Raw genomic sequence first — 19,280 nt, 5'->3', positions numbered from 1 at the left:
CGCAAAGCCGCATGCGGAGCGCGGCGAGGAAAGCGGCGTGGCAAGGGCATTGTCCGAGGCGGTCCCGCCGGCCGGGCGGGCGCCCGCGCCGGACATGGGCGATGTCGCGCTGGCGGATGTGTGGAATCTGCTTGCCCTGTGCCTGCCGTACCGCGCGCACCCTCTGGATAGCCTGCCCGATATCGTCGTGCCCGCCGGCATCGCCGGGGACAGCCGGCAGCGCATGGCCTATAGGATGGGCGTGCTGGCGGCGCGGGAACTGGACGTGGGTCTCGCGGGCCTGGGCACGGAAGACCTGGTGGCCCTGGGCCGCGAGGCCATCGCGGACCAGGTGTTGTCCGGCACCGTCTCGGATGTCCTGTGCGTCCTGGCGCGCCTGGAGGGCAAGGTGGACGACGCGGCCTGGATGTCGCGGGACGCGGACCGGATCGCCGGGCAGGTCGATGCCTTCCTGCGCACCGGATTCCAGGACGAGATCGCGCTGTATCAGGCCCTCCAGGGCCTGGCGAGCGAACCGCCGCTGCCGGGCCGGCGGCAGCTGGCCGACGCGCTGTTGCATGCCCAGGATATCGATCCGCATGCCTTGCTGGATACCAGCTATCGGGCGGCCACCGAGAATATCTCGGCCTCCTCGCCGCCCTTGCTGCGGGACAGGACGGCCGGCGCGTTCTATTTCGAGGCGGACCGGCTGGATGCCGCCGCGATACGCCGGATGAAAACGCGCGCGGGCCGCAGCCCTGGCCCGGCGCATGTCGAGCGCGTGCGCGCGGCCTTGCCGGCCTCGCTGCACGCCGAGTTCGGCAGGCGTTTCGACGAGCACCAGACACGCATGTCCACGCACCTGGCCCAATGGCTGTCGGCCCGCGTGGCCTTGCATGCCAGGCAGCACGGCATCGATCCGGACACGGCGGCCGTGACGGTATCGCGCGCGCGAATGCGCTTCTTCACGCGCCTCATGGGCATGCGCGCCGGCGACGCGGCGAAATTCTCCGACGCCTATGGCACCGCGGTGTCGCGCGGTTACGTCGTGTCCCTGCAAACGGCGGATCGCTTGCACCGCTGTTTCGTTTCTTTCCAGACGGGCGAGGTGCAGGGGGTGCCGGAGCGCGAGTCGATCGAGTCCTGGCTGAAACGCGAGCATGAGCGGGTGTTCCATGATGGCGCTGCGCGTGCCAGGCTGGCCGCGCAGCCCGGGCGGTGGCTGCCGCGGCTGGGCATGGAGCAATTGGCTTCGGGTCCCTACGCGTCCCTGCGCCCTCGCATGACCGAGGTGTTCCGCGACGAGATCGCGCGGGGTCGCGATGCCGCCCGCGGCCAGACGTGGTCCGAAGGGGCGGTGGACACGCTGCTGGACCTGATTCCTTTCCGCGCCATGGTGGTGTCCCTGAGCAAAGGCGACATCGCCACGGCGTTGCTGCATGGCAGCTTCGACGTTTTGTCGCTGTTGCCGCTTGTCGGTACCGGTGCACGGCTGGCGGGCACGGCGGCCCGGTCGGCCGTGCCCTGGTTGCGATTGGGCGTGCGCTTCGGTGATGCGGCGGGCAGCATCGCCGCGGCCTCCTTGCGGCGTGCGGCCGGCCGCGTGCCGCTGGTCGGCGAACGCATCAAAAGCACCGTCAAGGGCGCGGCGATCCGCCAGCTGGGGCGGTTGCGTCCCATGGATGTCCAGCGCATGGCGCAACGGCTGCGCGCTACCGCGCCGCGGCTGGCCGATGTCCTGGAACGCATCGCGGCGCGGTCCCGGGCGCCGGTCATTCCGGATGGCGTATGGCGGATCCAGGCCGTATCCAGGACCGCGCCGGAAACGATGGACACCATCCGGGCGCTTTCGCCGGTACCCGCGCGCAGCCTGGGCGGTGGCAAGCTGCGGCTGCTGCCTTACGGAGAGCGTACCGGCGCTTACACCCAGGTCGACGCAGCCGGGCAGCGGGTTGGCGCGCTGCTGCTGGCCGACAGCGAGGGATGGCTGCACCAGGCGATGCCCATCGCCAGCCTTCAACGCTACCGCGTCGGCTTGCCCGAACTGGTGCACGCGCTGCAAGGCAGCCGGATACGGGAAGACGGTACGGTCGTGCTGGCCGGCTCCCATTACGCGCGTCTCGGTTCGGACTACGTGCAAGTGACGCGGGACGCGGCGGCGTCCACGCCGGAACGGGCGATCTGGCGGGCGGTGGCACCGGAAGGCGTCATGCCGGACGTCGTCGCGCATTGCCTGGTGTATGACCGCTCGCAGGGCCTGTGGCGGCAGGCCGAGGCGCCGCGGCTGGCGGGCGGCGGCTTGACACTGGGACGCGTCAGGGCGCTGGGCGGGACGCGGATCGCCGCGGCGCCCTTGCCGGGCACGCGCGTGACGCCCGGCGAAGCGCAACTGGCGCGGTTCCGCGATGAGCTGTGCGCGAGCGTGCGGGGCGCAACGCCGCAGCAGGCCGATGCGCTGCGGGCGCTGCTGGACCGGATCGCCGGCGATCGGCGGGGCAAGGCGATCCTGAACGCCTTCAGCGCCCATTACGACTTGCTGGGCGGCGCGCCGCGCATCGTCCTTGGGGCGGGCGCCGCCGCGGCCGCGCCCAGGCCGTCGCTGGACCGTCCGGCACCCGGCGATGTCTGGCATCTGGACCTGGAGGCGCTCAGGTTCGGGACGACCGAGGCAGCGGTGGATGAACTGGCGGCCGTCTATAACAACATGACCGGGCTCCTGCACAACGACGATCCCTTCGATGCCATGCTGGCGCGGGGCGAGCCGTCCCTGGATCCCGGACTGGAGCAGGCCTGGTCGGAGTGGATGGCCCAGGATCCGCAAGCCGGCGGGAACCTGGACGCGCGGGCGACCGACGCGGCGTTGACGCCGCGGGAGCTCACGGTGCTCTACCTGCAGGCTCGGATACGGGAAATGCGCTGCTATGGCGGCCTGGACCGGTCCACGCTGAAGGCCGTGCTGCGCAACCAGCGTGGCCGCTGGGAAATGAAGCTGAACCTGTCGCATCGCGGTATCGACAGCATTCCTCCCCTGCCGCGGGACACGGCGGTATTGAACGTATCGAGCAATCCCATCCGCGACTGGACCCGCTTGCCGGCGCGCCTGACCGTGCTCGATGCCGAAGCCACGGGCCTGTCGGAATTGCCGCCCAACCTGCCGCGCGGCTTGCTGGAGCTGAATGTCTCCGGCAACCGGCTCGGGCGTGCGACGCTGGCCTTCCCGCCGGGACTGGTGCGCCTGGGGCTGGGGAACAACGGATTGACGGAAGTGCCGCCGCTGCCGCGTGGATTGACGGAGCTGGTGCTGCGGGAAAACGGCCTGGAAGCGCTGCCGGCGGGATTGCCGCGCGGGCTGGAACTGCTGGATGCATCGAACAACGCGTTGACGCGCCTGCCGGATGACCTGCCGTCGACGCTGCGGGTATTGCATGCCGAGCACAACCGCCTGCAACAGCTGCCGGTGCTGCCCGACGGGCTGGACGAGTTGGCCGTCTCCTGGAACCGGCTGCAGTCGCTGGGCGAGCTGCCGCGATCGCTGCGCATTCTCGAAGCCGGGCATAACGCGCTGGACGATTTGCCGGCCAACCTGCCATCGCGGCTGGAAATGCTGATCGTGCCGCGCAACCGCCTGCGCCGCCTGCCCGATGGCCTGCCCACCAGCCTGACCCTGGTTTCCGTCCAGCACAATGCGATCGAGGACCTGCCCGCCAACGTCGCGGCGCTGCGCTCGTGCACCATCCACCTTGACGGCAATCCGCTGGCGCCGGGAGCAATACCGGTCATCGCCATAGGCGGGGCCGGGCCGCGCATTTTCTTCGACGATGGCATGGGCGTGGCATCGCAGCGCGCCCGCACCGTGGGCCGGTCGGTCCGGTATTGGTGGAGCCGCCCGGCCGTGGACGCGCAATCCCGTTGGGATGCCATCGATCGCACGCTGGGCCGCCGCGCCGACGCGCTGGAATTCGCGGTGTTCCTGGACAGGCTGCGCACGACGGTCAGTTATCGCGATCCGGCGTTCCGGGCCCAGGTGGAAGAATGGCTGGAAGAGATCTCCAGGCCGGAACGCCAGGCGCTGCTGCGGGAAACGCTGGCCGTTTGCCAGGGGGGCACGGAAACCTGCGAGGACCGCCTGATCTCCACCTGGAACGACACGCAGAACCTGCGCCGCAACGACGACGTGCGGGCGGGTCTTTTCGACGACCGGGTGCCGGAGGTCATCGACACCGCCAGGCAAATGTTCCGCCTTGAAGTGCTGACGGCTATTGCCAGGGCGCAGGAGCGCAGCCGGGTCGTGATAGACCCCATCGAGCTCTACCTGGCTTATGCCGTGCGGCTGCGCGATCCACTGGGCCTGGCCACGGTCGCGCCGATGATGCGCTTCTATGACCTTTCCTTCGTGACCGCCCACGACCTGCTCAAGGCCCGCGAAACCGTGCAGGCGCGCGAGCGTGCCGAGTTCGCGCAGTTCCTGGTACTGGACTACGAACCCTGGCAGAGCCTGCTCAAGCGCAAGGACGCCGCGGCCTACGCGGCGGCGGAGCAAGAAGCCCGGCGGCTGTTGGAGACGACGTTCGAACCGCGGCTGCGCGAAGAAATGGAAAAGCTGGGCCTGGACCCGGCTGACGAAGGCCTGCGCCAGGACGCGCGCACGAACCTCGGGCCGGGGATCATGCGCGAGATCCGCTATCGCGCCTTGAGCCCGCTGAGCCGCGGCTATTTGTCTCCCAGGGAACAGCCTTGATGCGCCGCCCTGGCGCCGTGTTCGCAGTCCAACGTTATTGGAGGTGGAAGCATGAGTATCCAGGCAAGCAACAACCCGGCCATGACTGCGGCCACCATCGAACCGCCGGGCGATGCGGCGGGTGGCGGGCCAAGGGATCCGGAGCAGGGCCGCGGGACCCGCGAGGCGAACGACATGGCGCATGCGTTCGCCGATAGCGCGCGCGCCGCCAGTGCCGATGCGGCCGTATCCCGGGCACTGGACCTGCGCGACATGTGGAGCCTGGCCTGCTTGTGCCTGCCGCCGCGCGCGGACGGGTCCGCCGATATCGTTGTGCCGGGATCCCTCGAACGGGACAGCCGCCGCCGCGCCGTTTATCGGCTGGGTGTGCTGGCGGCCCGCGAGCTGGGGCTGGATGCCCGGGAGTTCGCCTTGGACGAGCTGCTGGCACTGGGCCGGCAAATCGTGATCGACCATGCGCTGTCCGGCAGTGTCCAGCCGCTGCTCGCCAGCATGGCGCGGCTGGAGGGCCGCGTGGACGAGGCAGCATGGGCGGCGAACGACACCGAAATGATCGCGGAACAGGTTCACGCGTTCCTGCGGTCGGAATTCAAGGCCGAGTTCGCCGTGTACGAGGCGCTCCAGGACCTTGCCGGCGTACCGCCCCTGGTCTCCCGGAAGGACCTGGCCGACGAATTCCTGCGCCGCCACGGCATCGACCCCGCTGTCCACATGCAAGGGGAGAACGTCAGGTATGCCTATAACCGCTATTCGCCGGCCACCAATGGACGGCCGTTCAACTGGAAAGCCGGCGACTATTACTTCAACAAGGACCGCCTGACGGCCGACGATGCGCGGAAGATGCGGACGCCGGGCGACGGTGTGCCGTCGGACGCGCAGATCGCCGGCCTGCTGCAGGCCTTGCCGCGATCGCTGGACACGGAGTTCGGCCGGCGCTTCGATGCGCACAAGGCGAAGCTGTCCGTCCATCTCGCGCAATGGCTCGCGGCACGCCTGTCCTTGCACGCCAGGGATGCTTCCATCGACCTGTCCACCGCGACCGTCACGGTATCCCGCGCGAAGATGCGCTATGAACACCATGTGCGCGTCGACAAGACGATGATGCATGCCTATGGCCGGCATAGCGAAATCCCGGCGCGCGGATACGTGGTCTCCATCCGGGCGGCGGACAGGGTGCACCGGTGCTTCGTGTCCACCGAGACCGGCGCGGTGCACGCCGTGCCGCCCGGCGACTCCATCGAGAACTGGCTGAAGCAGGCCGCCGACGTCGCATTCGACAGCGCGAAGACGCTGGCCGAACTGGCCGCGCAGAATAAGGTGTGGCGTGCCGTCCCCGTGGTGGAGCAGATGGGCGCCGGTTCGCATGCGGAAAGACCGGAATGGCTGGTCGATCTCTTCCAGGCCGACATCGAGCAGGGGCGGGAGGCCGCCCGGGGCCAGACGCCGCGGGAGGGCGCGACCGAGTCCCTGCTGGACCTGATTCCCTTTCGCGCCATGATCGTGTCGCTACAGAAAGGCGACATCGGCGCGGCGATGCTGTGGGGCGGGCTCGACCTGTTGTCCATCGTGGCGCTGCTTCCCCTGGCCGGTCCGGGCATGCGCGGAATGGGCATGATGGCCAGGGCGGGCGGCCCCCTGGCCGGGGCCGGCACGCGGGTCGCCGGCGGGGCCGGCCGGCAGGCGGTGCGGCACCTGCGGCTGTTGCCGGGCGGCCTGTCCCGTTTGCGGCAGGGCATCCAGGCGGGCCTGACGGGGACGGCCGCGCGTTCCTGGGCTTGCCTGCGTCCCCTGGACGTGCGGCGGGTTGCGGCCGCCTTGCGCACCGGCTCGCCGAAGCTGGCCGATGCGCTGGACCGGCTGGCGGCGCGGGCCTCCGGCGTCACGATACCGGAAGGGGTCTGGCAGGTGGGCCGTCGCGCGGGCGAGGTTCCACGACGGCCGGCAAGCGCCGCCATCATGGCGGGGCCGGTCCCTGGCGGCGCCGGCGCGGCGTCCGCGCCACTACACGGCGGCAGCGCCGCCGTGTCCGCGCCGTCACGCGGCGGCAGCGCCGTCGTGTCCGTGCCGTCACGCGGCGGCAGCCCCGCCGCCGCGGGATGGGACGATGCGATCGGTACCCTGTCGCCGGTCACGGCCCGCGGGCCGGCGGGCCGCGAACTCGCCTTGCTGCCTTACGGCAATGGGGCCGGAGCCTATACCCAGGTCGATACCGTCACCGGCGCACGCACGGGAGCCCTGCTGGTCGCCGACGACCGGGGGCGCCTCTATCCGACCTTGCCGGTGGCCAGCCTGGAGCGCTACCGCGTGTCCGCGCCCGCCGTCATACGGATGCTGGAGGCGCGCCGCGCCGGGACGGACGGCACGGTGGCGCTGGACGGCGCGCATTACGCCCGCCTCGGCACCGACTATGTCGAAGTGGCGCTGGACCGGGCCGTATCCACGGTGGAACGGCCGATCTGGCGCGTGCTCGCACCGGCCGGCGTATCCCCGGATATCGTCGCCCACCGGCTGGTGTACGACGCGGAAAAACGCCTGTGGCGCCATACCGATGCGCCCGGCTTGTCGGGGCAGGGGGCGGCGGCTTCCTCCCAGGGAGGCGGGAAGGTCGCGGCGAAGCCGCATATCGGCGCGTGTATCGCGCCAGGCGCATTGCAGCAAGGCCGGTTTCGCGCCGCGCTGCTCGCGGGCCTGCCCGAGCCCGAGCGGCTGCAGATCGAGGTCATATTGGAGCGCATCGGCGGCAAGCCGCGCGGCCGGATCATTTTGAACGCCTTGTGTGCCTACCATGCGCTGCACGGCCGGGCACCGAAGATCGTGCTTGCAACGGGGCCGGATGCGACGAACGGCAGGCCGTCGCTGGCTTATCCCGCGTCGGGCGAGACCTGGTCCCTGGACCTGGATGCATTGCGCTTCGCGTCGACCGATGCTGCCATCCAGGAGCTGGCCGCGGTCTACAACAACCTGACGGGCCTGCTGCAAGACGGCGAACCTTTCAAGGCCTTGCTTGCCAAGGGAGAGCCCGCACTGGACCCCGCGTTGGAGCGTGCCTGGAGCAACTGGATCGCGCGGGATCCGGACCATGCATTCTTCAGCCTTTTGACGTCGAATTCGGCCAGTCGCGCGTCGTATGAGACGTCCCGCGAGAGCGCGGTGGCATTGCTCCGGGATCAACTGCGGGAGATGCGCTGCCATGGCGGCGTGGACCGCCAGACGCTATCTCGGCTGCTGGTGCAAGACGGCGATGCGTACGCGCACATCAGCCTGACGTACCGCTCGCTGGATAGCGTTCCACCGCTGCCCGACGACATCACGTCGCTGAACATATCGCACAATACGATCCGCGACTGGACCTATCTTCCTTCGGGACTCCTCGTATTGCACGCCGAGAATACGGACATGATGGAGCTGCCGCCCAATCTGTCTGCCGGCTTGTTGGAATTGGATGTGTCCAACAATGCGCTGGACCTGGCCAATGGCGTGGCCTCGTTCCCGCCCAAGCTGCGGCGGGTGTCGATGGCCCGCAACGCGCTGACCGTCTGGCCCGACCTGCCCGACAGCGTCGAAGAGGCGGTGCTGCACCACAATCGTATTCAGCGCTTGCCCCGGCGGTGGCCGCCCCGGCTCAAGCTCGTGGATGTGTCATCCAACCTGGTCACGGAAATTCCCACGCCGTTGCCGGCGGACCTCGTCGCGCTGCACGCCCGGAACAATCTTATCGGCCGCCTGCCCGAGCAGTGGCCGGTTCGGCTCCAGGTCCTTGACGTATCCATGAATCGGCTTGCATCGCTGCCCGACACGCTGCCGGACACGCTGACGACCCTGGAGGCGGGGTTCAATGCGCTGACGGCTTTACCCGCCTATCTGCCGCCCGGGATGAAGGTCATCTACGTGGAGCGCAACCGGTTGACCCGCTTGCCCGCCCACCTGCCTTTGGGGCTGACGCGCCTGGAAGCGCAATGGAATTCGATCGCGGAGCTGCCCCCCAATATCCTGGATCTGGTGTCGTGCACCATTCATCTGGACGGCAATCCCATCCCCCTGGCCAACCTGCCCCGTATCGCGCAGGGCCGCGCGGCACCGCGGATTTTCTTCTCCATGGCCGGTGTGTCCGGTACGGCGCAGGTCGTGCGCGGCGATCTGTCGGCCGCGGCGCGTAGCTGGCTGACCGGCCGGACGGATGACGTTGGGCCGCGATGGGATGCCATCGCGCGGGCCACGGAGGGCGACGCAAGGACCGCGGAGTTCGCCGGCCTGCTGGTCAAGTTGCACGAGACGGTGATGGCCCAGGATCCGGCATTCCGGGCGCAGGTGGCCGATTGGCTGGAGGAGCTGGCGAAGCCTGAGCGCGAATCGTTGTTGGACGATACCCTGAACGAGTGCGTGGAGGCCACGCGAGGCTGCGACGACCTGGCCATTTCCATCTGGAACGACCTGCAGGTCCTGCGCTACAACGACGATGTTCGCCGGGGCGTGTACGACGGTCGCGTGAATGCGGTCGTGGATCTCGCCCGCCAGGTGTTCTATATCCACGCCCTGCATGACGTCGCGCGGCAAAAGCAACGTACGTTGGCGCTCGACGACGCGGTCGAGGTGTACCTGGCCTTCCTGACGCGGCTGCGCGATGACCTGGGCCTGACGACGGTAGCGCCCCGGATGAGACACTACGAGGCTTCCTTCGTCGACGACGAGGACGTGATCGCGGCGCGCGACGCCCTGCGGGCGCGCGCCGCGCTCGAGTTCGACAAATTCCTGGTACTGGATTACGGCCCCTGGCAGACCCTGCTGAAGCGCAAGGACGCCGAGGCTTATGCCAAGGCCGAACAGGCTGCGCATCGCGACCTGGACGCGAAGTTCGACGAAGAATTGGAAAAAGAGGTCGCCAAGCTGGGCCTGGCCGCGGAAAACGCCGCCGCCTTGGCGGACGCCAAAAAGGACCTGGGACCGGGCATCATGCGGCAGATCCGCTATGAAGCCATGGCGCCATTGACGCGAACCCATGCAAGCGCAGAGGCCTCCGCCGTCCCCGTGGATCCGACCGCGGCCGTGGATACGCCCCCGGCCAGGGATACGTCCCCGGCCGAGGGCTCAGCCGCGGCCGGGGACCCGCCCGTCAGCGCCTGAGCTTGGCCAGTGCCTGCGCCATGGCGTCGGCCATGGCGCCGCCGGCGGGCGCGCCGCCGCCACGGCTGTCCTGGCCATTGCGGCGCGTACGGTCGCCGCCGGACCGGGGCGCGCCCGCGCCGCGGCTATCGGCCGGTCCCGCGCGCCGCGCCGGCGCGGCGGTGTCGTTCAAGCGCATGGTCAGCGCCACGCGCTTGCGCGCGACGTCCACTTCCAGCACCTTGACCTGCACGGTCTGTCCGACCCGCACGACGTCGCGCGGATCCTTGACGAACTTCTCCGACAGGGCGGAGATATGCACCAGGCCGTCTTGGTGCACGCCGATGTCGACGAAGGCGCCGAAGTTGGCGACGTTGGTGACCACGCCTTCCAGGATCATGCCTTCGTGCAGGTCGTTCAGGGTTTCCACGCCTTCCTTGAACTGGGCGGTCTTGAACTCCGGCCGGGGGTCGCGGCCGGGTTTTTCCAGTTCGGAGAAGATGTCGCGCACCGTCGGCAGGCCGAAACGGTCGTCGGTGAATTCGGCGGGCGATACGCCCTTCAAGGCGTCGCGCTGGCCCATGACCGCGCGCACGTCGGCCTGGATCTTCGCCAGGATGCGTTCCACCACGGGGTAGGCTTCCGGGTGCACGGACGAGGCGTCCAGCGGGTTCTCGCCGTCGCGGATGCGCAGGAAGCCGGCGGCCTGTTCGAAGGCCTTGTCGCCGAAGCGCGGCACCTTGCGCAGCGTTTCGCGGGAGGGAAAGGCGCCGTTTTCGTCGCGCCACGCCACGATGTTCTTGGCCAGCAGGGAATTCAGCCCCGACACACGCGCCAGCAAGGGAGCCGAGGCGGTATTCACGTCCACACCCACGGCATTCACGCAGTCTTCGATGACGGCATCCAGGGAGCGCGCCAGTTCGCGCTGGTTGACGTCGTGCTGGTATTGGCCCACGCCGATGGCCTTGGGCTCGATCTTGACCAATTCGGCCAGGGGATCCTGCAGGCGGCGGGCGATGGAGACGGCGCCGCGCAGGCTGACGTCCAGTTCGGGAAATTCCAGCGCCGCGAGTTCGGACGCGGAATACACGGATGCGCCCGCTTCGGACACCACCACGCGTGTCAGGCCCAGTTCGGGGAAGCGCGACATCAGTTCGCCGACCAGCTTTTCCGTTTCGCGCGAGGCCGTGCCGTTGCCGATGGCGACCAGTTCGATCTTGTGGCGCGCCGCGATGGCGGCCAGGGCGGCGATCGCGCCTTCGCGGTCGCGGCGCGGTTCGAAGGGATAGACCGTGGCCGTATCCACCACTTTGCCGGTGCGGTCGATGGCCGCCACCTTGACGCCGGTACGGATGCCGGGATCCAGTCCCAGCACGGCGCGCGGCCCCGCGGGCGCGGCCAGCAGCAGGTCCTTCAGGTTGGCGGAGAACACGCGGATGGCCTCGGCTTCGGCGCTTTCGCGCAGCCGGCCGACCAGTTCGCTTTCGAAGGCCGACAGCAGCTTGACGCGCCAGGTCCAGCGGCAGACCTCGCCCAGCCAGCGGTCGCGCGGCGAGGCGTCGATGTCGAACAGGCGCGGGCCCAGCTTGAGGATGTTGGCGATGCGCGCGACGCAGGGATGCGGGGTCAGCGCTTCCTGTTCGGCCTCCAATCCCAGGCGCAATTCCAGTACGCCCTGCTGGCGGCCACGCAACAGCGCCAGCACGCGGTGCGAGGGCAGGGTACGCAGGGGTTCGCTGAAATCGAACCAGTCGCGGAAGTTGGCGCCTTCGGCTTCCTTGCCTTCCGCCATCTTGGAATACAGCAGGCCGGTGGACCACAGGTATTCGCGCATGTCGGCCAGCAGGTCGGCGTTTTCCGCGTAGCGTTCCGCCAGGATGTCGCGCGCGCCATCCAGCGCGGCCTTGGCGTCGTTGATGGAGGCCTCGGGGTTCAAATACTGCTGCGCGAGCGCGGCGGGGTCGCAGGCCGGATCGGCCACGATGGCGTCGGCCAGGGGCTCGAGGCCGGCCTCGCGCGCGATCTGGGCGCGCGTGCGGCGCTTGGGCTTGTAGGGCGTGTACAGGTCTTCCAGGCGTTGCTTGGTGTCGGCGGCCTGGATCTCTTTCTGCAGTTCGGGCGTCAGCTTGCCTTGCTGGCCGATGGAGTCCAGGATCGCGGCGCGGCGTTCTTCCAGGTCGCGCAGATAACCGAGCCGCACTTCCAGATTCCGCAGTACGGTGTCGTCCAGCCCGCCGGTCGCTTCCTTGCGGTAGCGCGCGATGAAGGGCACCGTGGCGCCATCGTCCAGGAGTTCGACCGCGGCGGCGACCTGGTTGGGTCTCGCGCCGAGCTCCGTGGCGAGTTGCGCGATGATGCGGGCTTGGTCGACGGCGGGTGCCGCAGCGGACGTGTTGGCAGTGGTCTCAGGCATCTCTTGGGCGACAAAGAAGGAAAAACAAGGAAAAACAAGCGCCGGATTGTGCCACAAGGGGCGCTCGCGAAAAAATGCGCCATGGATGATTTTGTCCCTCTTTACATGCGCGGCGGTGGCCGGGCGGTATGATTCCAGGCTGTCCTGCCCATCGTGTTTTTTCATGTTGCATCTGGAGCTCGCCGAGTATTTCGCCGAAGACGGCCCGCTTGCCAAGGCGTCGCCCGGCTATCGATTGCGCCAGTCCCAGGTAGAGCTGGCGCAGGCCATCGAACAGGCCATCTCGCGGCGCTCGACCCTGGTCGCCGAGGCCGGCACCGGCATCGGCAAGACCTGGGCGTACCTGGTCCCGGCCTTTCTCAATGGCGGCAAGGTGCTGATCTCCACGGGCACGCGTACGCTGCAGGACCAGCTCTTCAATCGCGATCTGCCGCGCGTGCGCGCGGCGCTGGCGGTGCCTGTCACGGCCGCGCTGCTGAAGGGCCGCGGCAACTACCTGTGCCACTATCACCTGGACCGCCTGTCGGGCGACGACCGGGCCTTGAAATCGCGGGCCGAGATCAGCCAGCTGCGGCATATCCAGCGCTTCGCCGCGCATACCAAGACCGGCGACCGCGCCGATCTGGCGCAGGTGCCCGAAGACGCCGACATCTGGCAGCGCGCCACCTCCACCCGCGAAAACTGCCTGGGCCAGGAATGCCCCCGCATCCGCGACTGCTTCGTCGTGAAGGCGCGCCGGCAGGCGCAGGAAGCGGATGTCGTCGTCATCAATCATGCGCTCTTCATGGCCGACCTGGTGCTGCGCGAGGAAGGCGTCACGGACCTGCTGCCGGAGGCGGACACGGTCATCTTCGATGAAGCGCACCAACTGCCCGACACGGCCACGCGCTTCCTGGGTACGAGTTTGTCCACGCACCAATTGCTGGACTTCGGCCGCGCGGCCGAGGCAGCCGGCCTGGCCTATGCGCGCGAGGCCGCCAACTGGGGCGAGGCCTCGCGCAAGCTGGAGCACGCCGCGCGCGAGCTGCGCCTGGCCTGTGGCGCCATCGAGACCATGCCGGGGCGCAAGGCCACCTTCGAGGCCGTGCCGGAACCCGAGGGTTTCCACGAGGCGCTGCGGGCCTTGAACGAGGCCGTGCAAGCGGTGACGCGGGGGCTGACGCAGGTGGCGGAAAAACATCCCGACCTGGCGGCGGCCGCCCGGCAGGGCGCCGATATCCTGTTGCGGCTCAAGCGCTGGGCGCCGCCGGCACGCCCGGACGCGCCGGCCGGCGCGGCGCCGGAAGAAGACGACGAGACCGTCATCGCGGCATGGTCGGCCGCGATGGCCGCGGGTGTTCCCGCCCCCGCCGCCGCCTTGCCGGGCATGGGCGACGTGCCCGGCACGGCCGCCGTGCCGGCCCCGCAGGGCGAAACCGGCACGGCGGCTGCGGCATCGCCGGTCGCCCCGGTCGTGGCGCCGCCGACGCCGCTTGCCGACTGGACCGGTCCCGCCGTGCGCTGGGTGGAACACGGCACGCACCATGTGCGCCTGCATGCCGCGCCCTTGTCCGTGGCACAGGCGTTCTGCAAGTACCGCAAGCCGGGCCAGGCCTGGGTGCTTACCTCCGCGACGCTATCGGTGCATGGCGATTTCGGCCATTTCACCCGCCAGTTGGGCCTGGAGGACGCCGTCACGGGCCACTGGGAATCCCCTTTCGACTACGGCTCCCAGGGCCTGCTGTTCGTGCCCAGGGATCTGCCCGAGCCGCAGGCCCCGCGTTTCGCGGAACGCTTCGTCGAAACGCTCATGCCGCTGCTGCATGCCAGCCCAGGTGGCGCGCTGGTGCTTTGCACGACGCTGCGTGCCGTGGACCGTTTCGCCGGCCTGCTGGCGGACGCCTTCGACGCCGACGGTGTCGAATGGCCCTTGTTGCGGCAAGGCGAGGGCACGCGGCGGGACCTGCTGGACCGCTTCCGTACCCTGACCCATCCCGTATTGGTGGGCAGCGCCAGCTTCTGGGAAGGCATCGACCTGCCGGGCGAGGTGCTGACGCTGGTGGCCATCGACAAGCTGCCCTTCGCCCCGCCCGACGACCCGGTCATCGAGGCGCGCCTGCGCGAATGCCGCGCGCGGGGCGGCAATCCCTTTGCGGAGTACCAGCTGCCGGAAGCGGCCATTGCCTTGAAGCAGGGCGCCGGCCGGCTGATCCGTACCATGGGCGATTGGGGCGTGCTGATGGTGGGCGACGTCCGCCTGGTGGAAAAAAGCTATGGCAAGCGCCTGTGGCGCGGCCTGCCGCCTTTCGCGCGTACCCGCGAATTGAACGAGGCCCTGGCCTTCCTGTCCCGCAAGGCCGGCGAACATGCGCCGGCGGCCGCGCCCGCGTAAGCCGACCCGGCCCCGGGTCCGCCCGGCGGCGGGCCGCGCCGCCGCGGCCGAAGCGGCGAAGGGCCCGTAGCGTCGGGGCCACCGGGCCCGGAAACAACAACGCCCCCGCATATCGGGGGCGTTCTGTCCGGAGATGTCCGCGATGGCCGGCGGGCCTTGGCGCGCGGTGCCATACCGCGCGGGGGGCCGTGACGCCGGCCGCCCCGGGGCGGTATTACATCCAGCTCCAGGGATCCCACCAGTTCTTGTCTTGCTGGAAGCCCTGGGTGGGGAATTTGCTGTTGGGGAAGTTGGTGTCCAGCACGCGCTTGGCGTCGGCTTCCAGCTTGGGCATGTTCAGTTTTTCGTACGACTTGTACAGGATGTACAGCGCTTCTTCCGAGGCCGGCGCGCCCTGGAAATCCGTGATGACGGTCTGGGCGCGGTTGGCGGCGGCCACATAGGCGCCCCGCTCGTAGTAATAGCGCGCCACGTGCACTTCGTTCATGGCGATGGCGTTGACCAGCCAGATCACGCGCAGGCGGGCGTCGGCGGTGTACTTGCTGTCCGGATAGCGCTTGATCAGCTCGTTGAAGGCGTCATACGAGGCGCGCAGGCCCTTGGGATCGCGTTCGCTGGGATCCTGGCCGGTGATGTTGGTCATGAAGGCGCTGGCCGGCGTGAAATTGATCAGCCCCTTCAAATACAGCATGTAGTCCGTGCCAGGGTGGTTGGGGTAGAGCTGCTGGAAACGGTCGATGGCCGCCAGCGCCTGTTCGTTTTCGCCGTCCTTCCAGTTGACGTAGGCCAGGTTCATCAGCGCCTGCTGGGCGTAGATGCCGAAGGGATAGCGGCTTTCAACGGCAGTCAGGCGTTCGCGGGCGTCTTTCCAGTTGCCGGCGTCCATTTCCTGCTTGGCGTCGTTGTAGAGCTGTTCCGCGCTCCAGTTGGCGGTCTTGTCGTACTTGGCCCCGCTGTTGGCGCAGGCGGCCAGCAGGGCCGTGAAGGCAATCGCCATGCACAGGCGTGCGACCGACCCAAGGCGGGAGGCAGAAAACAGGGGGGCGGGTACGCGGGAGGTCACGACGGTCATTTCCTTGGTGTTAGCATGGCTGGCTGCGTCGATTATATGATTTGTCTCCATGTCCGAGTTAGCCGCCAGCGCGGATCTTCCCTCCGATGACGAACCGCAATTGCTGCGCGTCCCGGAAACCGTCCAGGCCGACCGGCTGGACAAAGTGCTGTCGGGGCTGCTGGCGGGGCACTCGCGCAGCCGCCTGCAGGGATGGATCGAGGCCGGCTATGTCCAGGTCAACGGCGCGCCGGCCAAGGTGCGGCAGGCGGTCGGGCCCGGCGATTTGATCTCCGTCTGGGAGCAACCCGCCCCGGACGCCCAGGCCTTCGAGCCCGAACCGGTGGATTTCCGCGTCGTGGCCGACGGCCCGGCCTGGATCGTGGTGGACAAGCCTGCCGGCCTGGTCACGCATCCCGGCGCCGGCAACTGGCGCGGCACCCTGCTCAACGGCCTGCTCTTCCGCTATCCGGAGCTGCGCGGCGTGGCGCGGGCCGGCATCGTCCATCGCCTGGACAAGGATACCTCCGGCCTGCTGGTGGTGGCGCGCACGGAGCAGGCGCAGACGCACCTGGTGCGGCAGCTGCAGGCGCGCTCCATGGGACGCGAATACGTGGCCCTGGCGCACGGCTGGCCCGCCGGTCCCGGCACGGTGGACCGGCCGGTGGGCCGCGATCCGCGCGTGCCCGTGCGCATGAGCGTGGAACGTCCCATCGCGCCCAAGCATGCCGTTACGCATTACACGCCGGAAGCCACGGGCCTGGCCGATGGGGCCCGGGTGTCGCGCATCGCCTGCCGCCTGGAAACAGGGCGCACGCACCAGATACGCGTGCACCTGGCCAGCCTGGGGCACCCGCTGCTGGGCGATACCCTGTACGGGGGCAGGGCGGTCGCCGGCGCGACGCGGCAGATGCTGCATGCGCGCGCCTTGCGGTTCGAGGATCCGGCGGGCTCCGGACCGCTGTCTTTCGAGGCGCCGCCGCCGACGGACATGGCAACCCTTTGCCAGGCCATCGCCTGGAACCCCTGAGAGGACACGCGTGGATATTCCCACATCCGCTATCACCCGGCCGGCCGTGGCGGCCTTGCCGGTCGTCACGGGCCCGCAATGGGCCGGGGTGCGCTATTTCTGCACGACGCGGGCGGGCGGTGTCGGCGTGGCGCCCCACGACACGTTGAACCTGGGCATGCGTGCCGGAGACCGGCCGGAAGCGGTCGCGGAGAACCGGCGCCGCGTACGTGCCATGGTCCCGGCCGAGCCGCTCTGGCTGCGGCAGGTACATGGCGCGCGGGTGGTCGACGCCGACGCTCCCCACGAAGACGAGCCGGCGGCGGATGCCTGCGTCACGGCGGTCCGGGACCGGCCGCTGGCGATCATGGTGGCGGATTGCCTGCCCGTGCTCATCGCCGAAGCCGGCGGCCGGGCGCTGGGCGCCGCGCATGCCGGCTGGCGCGGACTGGCCGGCGGGGTGCTGGAAAACACCCTGCGGGCATTGCGGGCCAAATGTCCCGATGCCGCGGGCTGGCAGGCCTGGATCGGGCCGGGCATCGGCCCGGACGCCTTCGAGGTTGGCCAGGATGTCCTGGACGCTTACGCCGCCGACGGCGCGGAGGCCACCGCCTTGTTCCGGCCCCGTCCCGGGCATCCGGGCAAATGGCTGGCCGACCTGCCGGCGCTGGCCGCGCTGCGCCTGCGTCGCGCCGGGGTGGACATGGTGCATCGCAGCGGCCTGTGCACGGTGGCGGATCCGGCGCGCTTCTTCTCGTATCGCCGCGACGGCCAGACCGGCCGCATGGCGATGCTGGCCTGGCTGACAGCCGCCGGCCCCGGCGAATACCCGCATTGACACTGCCTGCACCGCAATGCACCATCCTTTTGAAAAGCGACCATAACAAGGTGTCGAGGTGACTGCCCATCCATCCGCAGCATGGCCCGTCCCGGTGGGTGTCGCGCCGGACATCCTGGCCCAGATACAGGCGGACTTCTCCCGCGACTGGCAGCGTCTTGCCGACGATGCCCGTGCCGGGCGCCTGGAGCCGCCCGCGGACAAGCGTTTCGCGGGCGAGGCATGGCGCCGCAGTCCCAATCACCTGGCCATGGCCCATGCCTACCTGCTTTCCGTGCGGGCCATGCAGCGCATGGTCGAAGCGGCCAACGTCAGCGAAGCCATGCGCGACCGCCTGCGCTTTTCCATCATGCAATGGCTGGACGCGATCGCGCCGTCCAACTTCCTGGCCTTGAACCCGGATGCGCAGGAATCGATTGTCGCCTCGGCCGGCAGGGCCTTGAACGAAGGCCTGGCCAACCTCTTGCGGGATGTCGGCAAGGGCCGCATCACGCAGACCGACGAAAGCCAGTTCGAAATCGGCGTCAACGTCGCGGTCACTCCCGGCCAGGTGGTATTCGAGAACCCGCTGTTCCAGTTGATCCAGTACAGTCCGGCGACCCCCACGGTGTACCGGCGGCCGCTGGTCATCGTGCCGCCGAATATCAACAAGTTCTACATCCTGGACCTGCAGCCGGCGAATTCCTTCGTGCGGCACGCGGTGGAGCAGGGCTACACGGTTTTCATGATGTCCTGGCGCAACCCGGTACCCGCCGACGGCGATGGCGTCGACCGCGCGCAATGGGACGATTACCTGGAAAACGCCGTCCTGCCGGCCCTGCGCATCGCCGGCGAGATCGCCGGGCAGCCCCAGGTCAATGCGCTGGGCTTCTGCGTGGGCGGGACGTTGCTGGCCTCGGCGCTGGCCCTGGCCCATGCGCGCGGCGAAAGGCCGGTGGCGGCCCTGACCCTGCTGACGGCATTGCTCGATTTCCGCGACACCGGCGTGCTGAACGTCTTCGTCGATGAAACGCACGCCTTGCTGCGCGAACGCCAGCTGGGCGCCGGGGGCCTGATGTCGGGCCGCGAGCTGGCGACCACCTTCTCTTTCCTGCGGCCCAACGAGCTGGTCTGGAACTACGTGGTGGACAACTACCTGAAGGGGCGCACGCCGCCGGCCTTCGACCTGTTGTTCTGGAATGCGGACAGTACCAATCTGCCCGGGCCGTTCTTCGCCTGGTATTTCCGCAATACGTACCTGGAGAACAATCTGAAGGTCCCCGGCCGCTGCGCCGTCCGCGACGTGCCGCTGGACCTGACCACGCTCGATATGCCGGCCTATATCTTCGGTTCGCGCGAAGACCATATCGTGCCCTGGACCTCGGCCTACGCCTCCACGCAACTGCTGCGCGGCACGCAGCGCTTCGTACTGGGCGCCTCGGGACATATCGCGGGCGTGATCAATCCGCCGGCCAAAAAGCGGCGCAGCTATTGGACCACCGAGCCGGATGGCGATGGCCCGGCCGCGTTGCCGGGCGATCCGGCGGCCTGGCTGGCGCGTGCCCAGGAACATCCCGGCAGTTGGTGGCCGGATTGGACAGCGTGGCTGGCGGACCATTCCGGCCCGCGCGTCAAGGCGCCGGCGCGGGCGGGCAACGCGCGTTACGCGCCCATCGAGCCGGCCCCCGGACGCTATGTCAAGGTCAGGGCCATGTAGTGGCGATCGGGACGATCGCGGCAAGCGCGGCAATCGCCGCCGGACAACGCAGCACACATTCGAAGCGCGGCAGCACACAGGAGAA

General features: G+C 69.1%; 8 protein-coding genes. 6 read left to right on the top strand and 2 right to left on the bottom strand.

Translation table 11 applies throughout. The annotated features are described in order from the left end of the window. Positions 1-37 precede the first annotated feature (37 nt). Positions 38-4,717, top strand: coding sequence for an NEL-type E3 ubiquitin ligase domain-containing protein (locus BAU06_RS18260; protein WP_156770273.1), 4,680 nt, complete (start codon positions 38-40; stop codon positions 4,715-4,717). 51 nt (positions 4,718-4,768) lie between these two features. After that, positions 4,769-9,838, top strand: coding sequence for an NEL-type E3 ubiquitin ligase domain-containing protein (locus BAU06_RS18255; RefSeq protein ID WP_066353246.1), 5,070 nt, complete (start codon positions 4,769-4,771; stop codon positions 9,836-9,838). Here BAU06_RS18255 and tex read toward each other — a convergent pair. Further along, positions 9,828-12,230, bottom strand: a complete 2,403-nt coding sequence (gene tex / locus BAU06_RS18250) for an RNA-binding transcriptional accessory protein Tex (protein ID WP_066359332.1) — start codon at positions 12,228-12,230, stop codon at positions 9,828-9,830. The genes BAU06_RS18255 and tex overlap by 11 nt on opposite strands. Positions 12,231-12,393: 163 nt before the next feature. Between tex and BAU06_RS18245 the strand changes: the two genes are divergently transcribed. Further along, the gene (locus tag BAU06_RS18245) at positions 12,394-14,601 is read left to right on the top strand and encodes an ATP-dependent DNA helicase (protein ID WP_066353245.1); all 2,208 of its coding nucleotides are present in this window, start codon (positions 12,394-12,396) and stop codon (positions 14,599-14,601) included. Positions 14,602-14,815: 214 nt separating this feature from the next. On the opposite strand, the gene BAU06_RS18240 is transcribed toward BAU06_RS18245, so the two are convergent. Next, positions 14,816-15,598 (bottom strand): outer membrane protein assembly factor BamD, encoded by a 783-nt coding sequence (locus BAU06_RS18240; protein ID WP_066353239.1) that lies wholly within the window; start codon positions 15,596-15,598, stop codon positions 14,816-14,818. A 124-nt stretch (positions 15,599-15,722) separates the two neighbouring features. Here BAU06_RS18240 and BAU06_RS18235 point away from each other — a divergent pair, with 124 nt between their 5' ends. The 3 genes from BAU06_RS18235 to phaC are packed head-to-tail and all read left to right on the top strand — an operon-like array spanning position 15,723 to position 19,195. Continuing rightward, on the top strand, positions 15,723-16,682 hold the full coding sequence (locus BAU06_RS18235) for an RluA family pseudouridine synthase (protein WP_066353235.1): 960 nt from the start codon (positions 15,723-15,725) through the stop codon (positions 16,680-16,682). A 46-nt stretch (positions 16,683-16,728) separates the two neighbouring features. Continuing rightward, positions 16,729-17,499: a peptidoglycan editing factor PgeF gene (gene pgeF / locus BAU06_RS18230; RefSeq protein WP_066359326.1), complete on the top strand. Its 771-nt coding sequence runs from the start codon at positions 16,729-16,731 to the stop codon at positions 17,497-17,499. 58 nt (positions 17,500-17,557) lie between these two features. Continuing rightward, complete coding sequence (gene phaC, locus BAU06_RS18225; RefSeq protein WP_066353233.1) at positions 17,558-19,195, top strand: class I poly(R)-hydroxyalkanoic acid synthase; 1,638 nt, start codon at positions 17,558-17,560, stop codon at positions 19,193-19,195. Positions 19,196-19,280 lie beyond the last annotated feature (85 nt).

The sequence above is a fragment of the Bordetella bronchialis genome (assembly GCF_001676705.1).
Lineage (GTDB): Bacteria > Pseudomonadota > Gammaproteobacteria > Burkholderiales > Burkholderiaceae_B > Bordetella_C > Bordetella_C bronchialis.
Note: the sequence above shows the minus strand (reverse complement) of the source record. Positions and strands in the feature narration are given on the sequence as shown.